The organism is Klebsiella sp. TF21-TM (assembly GCF_019753495.1).
Lineage (GTDB): Bacteria > Pseudomonadota > Gammaproteobacteria > Enterobacterales > Enterobacteriaceae > Klebsiella > Klebsiella quasipneumoniae.
This window is the reverse complement of sequence record NZ_JAIJYL010000012.1, coordinates 83,204-94,851: the sequence shown is the minus strand read 5'-3', so window position 1 is coordinate 94,851 and position 11,648 is coordinate 83,204. Positions and strand designations below refer to the sequence as shown.

10 protein-coding genes and 1 pseudogene are annotated in these 11,648 nt (G+C 54.2%); 8 read left to right on the top strand and 3 right to left on the bottom strand.

Features of this window, described 5'->3' with window-relative positions:
- Positions 1–13: 13 nt before the first annotated feature.
- From K5R89_RS13635 to K5R89_RS13605, 7 genes are all read left to right on the top strand, one after another.
- Positions 14–421 (top strand): CidA/LrgA family protein, encoded by a 408-nt coding sequence (locus K5R89_RS13635; RefSeq protein WP_004206336.1) that lies wholly within the window; start codon positions 14–16, stop codon positions 419–421.
- Positions 418–1,107, top strand: coding sequence for an LrgB family protein (locus K5R89_RS13630; protein ID WP_044525144.1), 690 nt, complete (start codon positions 418–420; stop codon positions 1,105–1,107). Before K5R89_RS13635 ends, K5R89_RS13630 begins: the two co-directional genes overlap by 4 nt.
- Before the next feature lie 509 nt (positions 1,108–1,616).
- On the top strand, positions 1,617–2,174 hold the full coding sequence (locus tag K5R89_RS13625; RefSeq protein ID WP_072096590.1) for a fimbrial protein: 558 nt from the start codon (positions 1,617–1,619) through the stop codon (positions 2,172–2,174).
- A gap of 59 nt (positions 2,175–2,233) precedes the next feature.
- Complete coding sequence (locus K5R89_RS13620) at positions 2,234–2,923, top strand: fimbrial assembly chaperone (protein ID WP_087826871.1); 690 nt, start codon at positions 2,234–2,236, stop codon at positions 2,921–2,923.
- Positions 2,877–5,468 carry a fimbria/pilus outer membrane usher protein gene (locus tag K5R89_RS13615; RefSeq protein ID WP_049013111.1) on the top strand — a complete coding sequence of 864 codons (2,592 nt, stop codon included), beginning with the start codon at positions 2,877–2,879 and terminating at the stop codon, positions 5,466–5,468. Before K5R89_RS13620 ends, K5R89_RS13615 begins: the two co-directional genes overlap by 47 nt.
- 35 nt (positions 5,469–5,503) lie before the next feature.
- Positions 5,504–6,055 (top strand): fimbrial protein, encoded by a 552-nt coding sequence (locus K5R89_RS13610; protein ID WP_048336460.1) that lies wholly within the window; start codon positions 5,504–5,506, stop codon positions 6,053–6,055.
- Between the two features lie 20 nt (positions 6,056–6,075).
- Positions 6,076–7,173: a type 1 fimbrial protein gene (locus K5R89_RS13605; protein WP_049013113.1), complete on the top strand. Its 1,098-nt coding sequence runs from the start codon at positions 6,076–6,078 to the stop codon at positions 7,171–7,173.
- Between the two features lie 52 nt (positions 7,174–7,225).
- Here the strand turns inward: K5R89_RS13605 and actP are convergent, their stop codons facing one another.
- From actP to acs, 3 genes are all read right to left on the bottom strand, one after another.
- Positions 7,226–8,878 carry a cation/acetate symporter ActP gene (actP, locus tag K5R89_RS13600; RefSeq protein ID WP_032429245.1) on the bottom strand — a complete coding sequence of 551 codons (1,653 nt, stop codon included), beginning with the start codon at positions 8,876–8,878 and terminating at the stop codon, positions 7,226–7,228.
- Positions 8,878–9,189 carry a DUF485 domain-containing protein gene (locus K5R89_RS13595; RefSeq protein WP_004206350.1) on the bottom strand — a complete coding sequence of 104 codons (312 nt, stop codon included), beginning with the start codon at positions 9,187–9,189 and terminating at the stop codon, positions 8,878–8,880. The genes actP and K5R89_RS13595 overlap by 1 nt, the downstream gene beginning before the upstream one ends.
- Positions 9,190–9,373: 184 nt before the next feature.
- Complete coding sequence (gene acs / locus K5R89_RS13590) at positions 9,374–11,332, bottom strand: acetate--CoA ligase (RefSeq protein ID WP_004206352.1); 1,959 nt, start codon at positions 11,330–11,332, stop codon at positions 9,374–9,376.
- 100 nt (positions 11,333–11,432) lie between these two features.
- Between acs and K5R89_RS13585 the strand changes: the two are divergent.
- Positions 11,433–11,633, top strand: a pseudogene (locus K5R89_RS13585) (hypothetical protein).
- Positions 11,634–11,648: the final 15 nt, after the last annotated feature.

Sequence of the window (11,648 nt, the reverse complement as noted above, 5' to 3'; positions counted from 1 at the left end):
AGGACTATCGCTCATGGCCTTCGCGCCAGCTCGCGTTGCCCCTGCTGTGGCGCAGCGACTTCAGATCCCGATACAGGTGCTGCTCTACGTCGGGTTATTCATCTTCGCACAATATCTGGTGAACAGGTGGCAGGTACCCTTGCCGGCCAACTTAGTGGGCATGGTGATGCTCCTGTTGATGATCGTTTGCCGGGTGATCCCCCTCAACTGGGTTCGCGCCGGCGCCCGCTGGCTGTTGGCGGAGATGCTGCTGTTTTTCGTCCCGGCGGTGGTGGCGGTGGTCAATTATGCCCAGCTGTTGATGGTCGACGGATGGCGTATTTTCCTGGTCATTGCGTTAAGCACGCTGATGGTGCTCGGCGCTACGGCCTGGGTCGTTGACAAGGTTTATCGTTACGAAGTGAACAGGATAAAAAAATGAGCGATACCACGCTAAGTATCCTGTGTCTGGCGGCGACGCTGGGCCTCTATTACGCTAATAAAAAACTGTATCGCCGTTTTCATAAACTGCCGTTGATGCCGCTGGTATTTACGCCGATCCTGCTGGTGCTGATCCTGGTGGCAGGCCATATCTCTTATCAGAGCTATATGGGAGAGACCCACTGGCTGCTCTGGCTGCTGGGCCCGGCGACCATCGCCTTTGCCGTCCCGGTCTATGAAAATATCGCGGTGATCAAACGCCACTGGATGTCTCTCAGCGCAGGGGTGGTGACGGCGGTGGTGGTAGCGGTGACCAGTTCCGTGTGGCTGGCGCGCGGATTGATGTTGTCTGACGAAATACAGCGTAGCCTGGCGGTGCGTTCGGTGACCACGCCTTTTGCCCTGGCGGCGGCGAAACCGCTCGGCGGTCAACCCGATCTGGTGGCGCTGTTTGTGGTGATCACCGGCGTCTTTGGTATGGCGGTGGGGGACATGCTGTTTTTACGTCTTGCTATCCGGGAAGGGATGGCGAAAGGGGCCGGGTTCGGGGCGGCCTCCCACGGTGCCGGAACCGCGCGCTCCTATGAGCTGGGCCAGCAGGAGGGCGTAGTGGCCAGCCTGGTGATGATGCTCTCAGGTGTGGTCGTCGTGCTGGCTGCGCCGGTCGTGCGCTGGCTGCTGTTTTAACATGGTCCCGTAACCGGATATTATGAAATATTGAGGGGGAGAATAGTTGTGGACTATTTTCCCCTGTTTTTGTTTATACCTGTTATTACTCATCATAAAAGATTAAGTCGATTCTTATGTTTCTCCTGAATTTGTAAGAAAATATTTCACTGGCGTCGATTATTTAATTGCAATCTAAATATAATTCAGTGTTTTTATTATTTTCACGAATTATATAACTGCTTATCCAAGTGATTTTTAAGGTTTTTTATGTCGCGCCGCTAATCTTTTAATACGCGTTGTTTAAAAAATAGCATATCTGTTGATAATTGAATTTTTACCATGTGTTAGTTATTCTTTTTACGCGAGCTTGTATTATTGAATGGATTCATAGTGGGTCGTTTATTTCTGCATAATAGTGCCTGTCATCAAGCCGATAGCATGAAAATGCCGGCATGACGCCGCGCTGATTGAATTTCATTCTCTAATATCGCTGCATAAAGCAATTGACGGACTGATTGTCGTTTATAATGGATATGGGAATAAATATGAAGATGAGTAAAAAATTTCTGGCAGGTGCCCTGATTTTCTCTGCCTGCAGCGCGCTGTCTACCGTTGCCCAGGCTGATAACACCATTACCTTTAATGGCATTGTTTCAGATACTACCTGTACGGCGACCATCGATGGCGGTGTGACTGCCATTGATATGGGTACCACCTCGGTGGCGGACCTGAAAGCGTATACCTTCGGCGCAGCCAAAAATTTCTCCTTTAGCTTAGCGGATTGCCCGACGGTGGAAGAGGGGGGAAATAACTCCGCCCGCGTGACTTTCGGCGGGGTTTCCGATACCGCGAATAGCGATTACTTTAAAAACCAGGCTACGGAAGACGCAGCAACGGGCGTCGCTGTGGCGCTGTATGACGAAGCCGGTAGCCTGATGAAAAATAACGAAGAAGGTTCCGATGTCGATATCTCCTCCGGTGCCGCAACGATTCCGTTCACCGTTAAGATGGTGAAATCGGGCTCTGGTGAACCGACAAAGGGTGCCGTTCAGACAACGGTAACTTATAACGTGACCTATCATTAATTCTGCATTTTATTGAAGGGAGAAAGGGGGATCGTCTGTTATTCCCCTTATTTAAGCGTATGAGATATCCTTTTTTTGTGGTTGGTTTAGTGCTGTCGTCTTCTATCGCGCAAGCCAGCGTGGTGGTTGGCGGTACGCGCCTTGTCTTTGATGGTACGAAGAATAACGCCGTTATTAGCGTTGAGAATAAAGATCAGAACAGCAATATCGTGCAGTCCTGGCTCTCTGTGGTTGATGCTGCTTCACCAGCAAAAGATGCATTTATTATTACACCACCGCTATTTCGTCTTAAAGCCAGAGAAAAAGGATTTGTGCGTATTGTCCGTTCAGGAAAGATGTTACCAGACGACCGCGAATCCATGTTTTGGCTAAATATTAAAGGGATCCCGGCGACGGAATATATTCCTGATAAAAATGTCGTGCAGTTTGCTATCAACTCGAAAATAAAATTAATTTACCGGCCTGCCGCGTTAAAAGGTAATACACCAGAAAGCTATGCCGACAAATTACAATGGGGTAAAGAAGGGACGTCCCTAACGGTAAAAAATAGTTCACCAGTGTATATGAATTTCTCGCAGGTTAGTGTTAACGGTAAAAATATTTCTGGTGCATGGTTTGCAGCCCCGTTTTCGACTTTAAAAATACCCGTCAGGAGTAACCTGTCCTCGGCAGGAAAAAAAGAAATCACATGGAGCGTGATTAATGATTATGGTATGTCAGGGAAGAAATATACCGCTCTTATTCAGTAGCATTGAGCCGCTATTTCCAACTAAAAGTCTCTGCGTCGCTATTTTTCTGTGCCTGAGTACCCTACCTACTTGCGCTGAGGCCGGCGAATATTTCAACCCAAACCTACTCGAAGTCACCGCTAATAGTGCGACTTCAGTTGATCTGTCTTATTTTTCGCAAGATGGCGTACCGCCTGGTACTTATTACCTGGATGTTTTCATCAATGATAAGTATGTCGGTTCTGAATCGCTCCTGTTTCAGGTAAATAACCCTGACGCTGGTGCAAACGCAACGGTGACTCCCTGTCTTTCTACGGAGTTTCTTCATTCATGGCTCATCAATACCGCCGCCTATCCGAAGCTGTTCGAGGCAGGAGAAACCTGTGCTCAGCTGTCGGCGATCCCGGGCGTGACGTTTACGGTTTCACTTGCCCAACAGCGGATAGATTTTACCGTCCCACAAGCCGCCATGCTGAACCGCCCCAGGGACTATGTACCGGAGAGCCAGTGGCAGCAGGGGATTAACGCCGGTATTCTCAACTACAGCATTTCCGGGCAGCGCAATACCCCGCGACATAACGGCGCGACTATCGACAGCCAGTTTATCAGCCTGCAGCCTGGCGTGAACCTGGGGCCGTGGCGCCTGCGCAACTACAGCACCTATAGCCACAGCGACAATAGCAGTCGCTGGGAGTCGGTATACTCCTATATCACCCGCGATATCCAAACCCTGCGCAGTCAACTGGTGGTGGGCAACACCTATACGTCGTCCGGCATCTTCGACAGCATGAGCTTTACCGGCCTACAGCTCAGCTCAGATAAAGAGATGCTGCCGGATAGCCTTCACGGGTTTGCGCCGACGATCAAGGGTATTGCGCGTACCACCGCTGAGGTCTCGGTCTATCAGAATGGCTATAGCATTTATAAAACCACCGTTGCACCCGGCGCCTTTGAAATAAAAGATCTTTACGCCACCGGCAGCGCCGGCGATCTGTACGTCAGCATTAAAGAGTCTGACGGCAGCGAGCAAAACTTTGTGGTGCCATTCGCCTCGCTGGCGATCCTGCAGCGCGAGGGCCAGCTGGACTATGCGCTGAGCAGTGGCAGAACGCGCTCAGGTAGCTCCGACGATAAAGAATATAACTTTATTCAGTCCTCTCTGGTTTATGGCGTGACCAGCAACGTTACTCTTTATAGCGGCTTTCAGCAGGCGGAAGATAAATACACCAACTTGCTGTTAGGCGCCGGTTTTAATCTTGGGACTATCGGCGCCCTCTCATTTGATGGTTCTCAGTCATGGGCTGATGTCAACGCCAACGCCGCGGCCACATCGACCAGTAAAGAACAGGGGCAATCTTATCGCGTCCGCTTTAGCAAAAGTTTTCTCCAGACCGGGACCAACTTTTCCGTGGCCGGTTATCGCTACTCCACCGCGGGATACTATTCGTTTCAGGATTTTATCGATAACGCTTCCACTCAGTATGACTGCTGTACCAGCAACGGCAGAACGAAAGGCCGTTTTGACGCCTCGGTGTCACAGACGCTGTTTGGCTATGGCTCACTTTCGCTGTCGCTGATCAATGAAACCTACTGGGACAACTCGCGCATGGCGTCGGTCGGGGTGGGCTATAGCGGAGCAATCGGCAAAGCCTCCTACTTTATTAACTATTCCTATAACCGCAACGTGCAGAACACCGATGACAGCGGTCATAACCGGCCGGCCAGCGATACGGTCGTCTCCCTGACGTTAAGCATTCCGCTGGGAGACTCACTCTCCGCGAATTACACCATGAACCATGGCCGCCATAACGACACCACGCACAGCGTGGGACTTAACGGTTCAGCGTTCGAGGATCGCTCCCTGAACTGGAGCGTGCTGGAAGGGTACAACACCCAGGATAAGAGCACTTCCGGCAACCTCAGCGTCAACTACCAGGGGGCAAAAGGCGACGTGGCGGGCGGCTATGGCTACGACCGCTACAGCAATCACTACAACTATTCGCTGCGCGGCGGCATGGTCGCCCATTCAGGGGGGCTCACGCTGTCACGCTTTCTGGGGGAGAGTTCGGCGCTGGTCGAGACCCCCGGCGTCAGCGATGTGACGGTGCGCGGCCAGACAAACGTGACGACGGATGCCACCGGATATGCCGTGGTGCCCTACGTCCGTCCATACCATCGTAATAGCCTGGCGCTGGATGAACAGGAAATCCCCGGCGCTGAAGTGGATAACGTTGCCAGAACGGTGGTACCGACGCGCAACGCGATCGTCAAAGTGCAGTATGACACGCGAATTGGCTATAAGGCGATGCTCACACTGCGCACCCGCAGCGGGGTGGTGCCCTTCGGCGCGCTGGTGACCCTCGATAACGCCCGGCCTAACACCAGCGTCTCGCGCAGCAATATCGTTGGCGATGAGGGGCAGGTTTACCTGACGGGGTTGCAGAAAAAAGGCCAGCTGCTAGCACGCTGGGGGGACAAAAGCAGTGAGCAGTGCACCGCTCATTATGATTTCTCCAGCACCACGCTGAGCGACAATATTCAGTTTTATCAGGCCATCTGCCGATAATGGCCGCACGTTCGCAACAGGAAAAAAGGGCTGATATGAGCATTAAAGACTGCGGAGCAGGGGGCTGTGTACTGGCTAGCCTTTTACTGCTCTCCGCTCCCGGGTTGGCTTACGAGAGCAACAGCACGGTCAATTTTAAGGTTACGGGCACGATCGAAGCGCCCTCCTGTGAGGTGGCCGTGGAGCCGTCGAATCGTATTGATTTAGGCACCGTTCCTTATCAGACGTTCTCCGGAAAAGCGGGATCGAGCAGCGCCAGCGTGCCGGTTAAGCTGCTCTTTTCCAACTGTTCCGCCTATGCGTCGGCAGTAACGATCACATTCAGTGGGTCCGGTTTCGATGAAGCCCATGCTTCGATCTATAAAAGCTATATGACAGGCAATAGCGGGGCCAGCGGCGTAGGTTTGCAACTGCTCAGCATGGCCGACCAGCAGCCGCTGGGCCCCGGTAACCAGTATCTCTTCACCTTTGATAGCGAAGCGGACATCCACACGTTCACCATGGCGGCACGGATGTACTCACCTTATGGCCAGGTGAGTCCCGGCATTGTCGGTTTTACCGCCACGTTTGATGTGGCTTATAAATAATGATTTCGACAGGGAAGTTTATGAAAAAGCTTATTTTATTTTTCATTGTGGTGCTGATCCCCTCCTACAGCTGGGCGTTATGTGAGGGGAAAAATTATGGCGATATCTCGATGACTAACCTGCCGGAAAAAATACTGATCAACGCCGGAAATTATACCGCGGGTACGGTGCTGTACGATTCCGGGAAAATGAATCACGCGCAAACGTTTATGCTCAATTGCCAAGGGCAAATTTACGCGGTGTTTGCCTGGTCTTCGAGCAATGCCGGGGCGTTGGTCGGCGATAACATCTATACCACCTCGGTGCAGGGGATCGGGATACGCGTTAAAGTGTGGCTTAATATCAGTGGTGAATATGAGAACGATACAAATGATTTCACTCCCGACTCGCAGGTGCATTATATCGGCGATGCCAACTTTAAACTCGGTGAGCCTAATGGCTTTTTAGATTTCTACGCTTCCACACATTACACCCCGGCGTATCAGCTGCAGCTGGTAGCGACTGGCGGCGCGATTGCCAGCAATAGTACATTATCCTTTAACGACCCGGTGGCGACGGTATCGGCAAAGGATAAGTCAGGCTCGGTAGCGATTTCCCAACTGCATATCAGCGGAACCACCAGCATCCAGATGATCCCGATGGGGTGCGATGTCAGTAGCAATAATCTTAGTTTTGCCATGGGCAGCATCAATACCGGCGAGTTTAATAGCGCGACGAAGGTAGGATCAGCGCGGCAGTCCATGAATCTCTTTTGCGAGCCGGGAACCAATGTTTCGATGCGGGTGGTGGCGGCGGAAGCGAGTGGGAATAATCCTGATAACACCGTAATGGCCTTAACGGCAGAAGAGAATGTTGCCACCGGGGTGGGGGTCCAGTTGAATCTGGATGGCGAAGCGCTGCCGCTGAATACCGACATCAGCCTCTATACCTCGAGCCGTACGACGGTAACGAACGACGGCGCAGATGCCAGCTATAGCTATTTCACCCATCCCGACAGTCCTGGCGGGGCAGCCGCTCAGCAGTCGCTCGCTTTTTCCACAAACTATTATAAGACGGGAAATATAGTGACAGCAGGTTCAGCAAACGCAGCAGGGGTGATCACCTTCACCTACAACTGACGGGGGCAGAATAAGCCCCTTCCCCGGACGATGCCGGGGAAGGGGGAGAAGATTAATGCGCCTGGCCGCGTTCGATACCAATCCCGGTTTGTGAACGAATGAACTGGGCGCGGAACTGCTCGCGCTCGCGCATTCCTTCCGGTGAGTTATCGGTCGCGGAGAAGAGCCAGATACCGATGAACGCGATAGCGATGGAGAACAGCGCCGGGTATTCATACGGGAACAGCGCTTTCTCATGACCGAGGATCTGCACCCAAATGGTCGGGCCGAGGATCATCAGAATCACCGCCGTCAGCAGACCCAGCCAGCCGCCGATCATCGCCCCGCGGGTGGTCAGCTTCGACCAGTACATCGACAGCAGAATGATCGGGAAATTACAGCTGGCGGCAATAGAGAACGCCAGGCCGACCATGAAAGCGATATTCTGATTTTCGAACAGGATGCCCAGCAGAATGGCCACCACGCCGAGGATCAGCACCGTAATTTTGGAGACCTTCAGCTCCTGACGCTCGGTCGCCCCTTTACGGAAGACGTTGGCGTACAGGTCGTGCGACACCGCCGAGGCGCCCGCCAGCGTCAAGCCAGCGACCACCGCCAGAATGGTGGCGAAGGCGACCGCGGAGATAAAGCCGAGGAACAGGTTGCCGCCCACCGCATCCGCCAGATGCACCGCCGCCATATTATTGCCGCCGATAAGCTGCCCGGCCGCGTCTTTGAACACTGGGTTCGCGCCGACCAGCATGATGGCGCCGAAGCCGATGATAAAGGTCAGAATATAGAAGTAGCCCATAAAACCGGTGGCGTAGAACACGCTTTTACGCGCTTCTTTGGCGTCGCTCACGGTAAAGAAACGCATCAGGATATGCGGCAGGCCGGCGGTACCAAACATCAGACCGAGGCCAAGGGAGAGCGCGGATATCGGATCTTTCACCAGCCCGCCTGGGCTCATAATCGCCGCGCCTTTCGGGTGGACGGCCATCGCTTCGGTAAACAGATTATTGAAGCTGAAGCCGACGTGCTTCATCACCATAAAGGCCATAAAGCTGGCGCCGAACAGCAGCAGAACCGCTTTGATAATCTGCACCCAGGTGGTCGCCAGCATGCCGCCGAACAGGACATAGAGCACCATCAGGACGCCCACCAGCACCACCGCAACGTGATAGTTAAGGCCGAACAGCAGCTGGATCAGCTTGCCGGCGCCGACCATTTGGGCGATCAGATAGAGGGCCACCACCACCAGCGAGCCGCAGGCGGAGAGGGTGCGGATCGGTCCCTGTTTGAGACGATAGGACGCCACGTCGGCAAAGGTGTAGCGGCCAAGGTTGCGCAGACGTTCGGCAATCAGAAACAGGATAATCGGCCAGCCGACAAGGAAGCCCAGCGAGTAGATCAGACCGTCGTAACCGGAGGTATACACCAGCGCGGAGATACCAAGGAACGACGCTGCCGACATAAAGTCGCCGGCAATCGCCAGCCCGTTCTGGAAACCGGTGATATTGCCGCCGGCGGTGTAGTAATCGCTGCGCGAACGCACCCGTTTTGACGCCCAGTAAGTGATGTACAGGGTCAGGGCGACGAAAATCAGGAACATGACAATCGCCTGCCAGTTGGTCGGCTGGCGCTGTACCGCGCCGGTAATGGCGTCTGCGGCCTGAACGCCGAGGGGCAGCAGCGTGGCGGCGAGCGCCGTCAGGACTCTCTTGATCATGCTTTTACCTCGTTGAGAACGCTCTTGGTCAAACGGTCAAATTCACCGTTGGCCCGCCAGACATAAATACCGGTGAGAACAAACGAAATGACGATCACCCCGATGCCCAGCGGGATCCCGCGGGTGACGCTGGTCCCGGCGTGCAGCGGCGTGCCGAGCCAGCCTGGCGCGAAGGCGATAAGCAGAATAAAGCCCACATAGATCACTAACATAATCACTGACAGAATGGCGGCAAACCGTTGCCGTGATGCCACCAGCTCCCTGAAATGCGCACTATTTTCTATCCGCTGACAAAGTTGTTCATTCATCTTAGCGTCTCCAGAGGTCTCCCTTTCGTCATCCACGCAGCGGACGCTGGCGACAGCAACCCCTCCGGCGTTAAAGGCCGGGATACGGTTCGCTGACGGCGTTCCTGCGAGTGAAATCCTGGGGGAGGGACTTATTTTTATCCTCTCCCCGGTGGGGGAGAGGGTGTAGGGAATCGGTCCTTACTTAAGAAGGCATGGTAATGGCCTGCTTCTCTTCGAGCAGTTTTTCCACTACGCCAGGATCGGCGAGAGTCGAGGTATCGCCGAGGTTGCTGGTGTCGCCCGCGGCGATCTTGCGCAGAATGCGGCGCATGATTTTGCCCGAGCGGGTTTTTGGCAGCGAATCGGTCCAGTGCAGAACATCCGGCGTCGCCAGCGGGCCAATCTCTTTACGCACCCAGTTACGCACTTCCGCATACAGCTCCGGCGTCGGTTCTTCACCGTGATTGAGCGTCACGTAGGCGTAGATAGCCTGGCCCTTGATGTTGTGCGGAATACCGACCACTGCCGCTTCGGCGATTTTCGGGTGCGACACCAGCGCCGATTCGATCTCGGCAGTACCCAGACGGTGGCCGGAGACGTTCAGAACGTCATCCACGCGGCCGGTGATCCAGTAATAGCCATCTTCATCTCGGCGCGCGCCGTCGCCGCTAAAGTACATATTTTTGAAGGTGGAGAAGTAGGTTTGCTCAAAGCGCTCATGATCCCCGAACAGGGTACGCGCCTGGCCGGGCCAGGAGTCGGCGATGGCAAGATTGCCCTCGGTGGCGCCATCCAGCGGCAGCCCTTCGTTATCCACCAGCACCGGCTGAACGCCGAAGAACGGGCGGGTAGCGGAGCCAGCCTTCAGCTCAATCGCCCCCGGCAGCGGGGTGATCATAAAGCCGCCGGTTTCGGTCTGCCACCAGGTGTCCATCACCGGGCACTTCTCGTTACCGATCTTCTTCCAGTACCACTCCCAGGCTTCCGGGTTAATGGGTTCGCCGACCGAGCCGAGAATGCGCAGTGAGGAGCGGTCCGTGCCTTCGATAGCCTTGTCGCCTTCCGCCATCAGGGCACGGATCGCCGTCGGAGCGGTATACAGAATGCTGACCTTATGCTTATCGACGACCTGGCACATACGCGCCGGGGTTGGCCAGTTCGGCACCCCTTCGAACATCAGAGTGGTGGCGCCGCAGGCCAGCGGGCCGTACAGCAGATAGCTGTGGCCGGTGACCCAGCCGACATCGGCGGTGCACCAGTAAATATCGCCCGGGTGGTAATCGAAAACGTATTTAAAGGTGGTGGCCGCGTAGACCAGATAGCCGCCGGTGGTGTGCAACACCCCTTTCGGTTTACCGGTGGAGCCAGAGGTATAGAGGATGAACAGCGGATCTTCGGCGTTCATCTCGACGGGGCGGTGTTCGGCGCTGGCGTTCGCCATCAGATCGCTCCACCACAGATCGCGGCCTTCCTGCCAGTCGATTTTACCGCCGGTACGTTTCAGGACCACGACGTGTTCAATGCTGTTGACGTTCGGGTTTTTCAGCGCGTCATCGACGTTTTTCTTCAGCGGGATGGCGCGACCGGCGCGCAGCCCTTCATCCGCGGTGATCACCAGGCGCGAGCTGGAGTCGATAATGCGTCCGGCCACCGCCTCCGGCGAGAAGCCACCGAAAATCACCGAGTGGATGGCGCCGATGCGGGCGCAGGCCAGCATCGCCACCGCGGCTTCCGGCACCATCGGCATATAGATGGCGACCACGTCGCCTTTTTTAATCCCGAGGCCGAGCAGCACATTGGCGAAGCGGCAGACGTCCGCATGCAGTTCACGGTAGGTGATGTGCTTGCTCTGGCTGGCGTCGTCGCCTTCCCAGATGATGGCGGTTTGATCGCCGCGCTCGGCGAGATGGCGGTCGAGGCAGTTGGCGGCGAGGTTCAGGGTGCCGTCTTCATACCATTTGATGGAAATGTTACCCGGCGCAAAGGAGGTATTCTTCACGCGGGTGTAGGGGCGCATCCAGTCAAGGATTTTGCCCTGCTCGCCCCAGAATGTATCAGGGTCGGTTATGGATTGTTGATACTGCGCCTTGTACTGATCCGGGTTAATCAGGCAACGTTCCGCAATGTTAGCGGGAATAGGGTGTTTGTGTATTTGGCTCATGGCTTTTTTTCTCCTTTGAACTTGTTAAATATATGTCAAACAAACGTTAATAGTAGGGGTTTTGGCAGCTTTGTTTGTTAATTGGGGGGCAGATCACGCAATGATTCAACTGAGTGAAATTTCGTCAAATGAAACTTTGAAGTGAAATAATTGCGTAAATGAATTTATAGAAACGGAAGATGTGAAATATTTTTTATTACAAATACTTATGCATTGTAACTGGGGAAAATTCGTGACTTTATGCAGAAAACCAGAAGAAAGCCCTATTCTTAAAGGCTTGCGCAGCATGCCGTGCAAATGATACTGATATTGCGCG

Bases quoted from the DNA above. Each gene is read 5' to 3' on its own strand.
- K5R89_RS13635 (WP_004206336.1), top strand. From the start codon at position 14: ATGGCCTTCGCGCCAGCTCGCGTTGCCCCTGCTGTGGCGCAGCGACTT.
- K5R89_RS13630 (WP_044525144.1), top strand. From the start codon at position 418: ATGAGCGATACCACGCTAAGTATCCTGTGTCTGGCGGCGACGCTGGGC.
- K5R89_RS13625 (WP_072096590.1), top strand. From the start codon at position 1,617: ATGGATATGGGAATAAATATGAAGATGAGTAAAAAATTTCTGGCAGGT.
- K5R89_RS13620 (WP_087826871.1), top strand. From the start codon at position 2,234: ATGAGATATCCTTTTTTTGTGGTTGGTTTAGTGCTGTCGTCTTCTATC.
- K5R89_RS13615 (WP_049013111.1), top strand. From the start codon at position 2,877: ATGATTATGGTATGTCAGGGAAGAAATATACCGCTCTTATTCAGTAGC.
- K5R89_RS13610 (WP_048336460.1), top strand. From the start codon at position 5,504: ATGAGCATTAAAGACTGCGGAGCAGGGGGCTGTGTACTGGCTAGCCTT.
- K5R89_RS13605 (WP_049013113.1), top strand. From the start codon at position 6,076: ATGAAAAAGCTTATTTTATTTTTCATTGTGGTGCTGATCCCCTCCTAC.
- K5R89_RS13595 (WP_004206350.1), bottom strand. From the start codon at position 9,189: ATGAATGAACAACTTTGTCAGCGGATAGAAAATAGTGCGCATTTCAGG.
- acs (WP_004206352.1), bottom strand. From the start codon at position 11,332: ATGAGCCAAATACACAAACACCCTATTCCCGCTAACATTGCGGAACGT.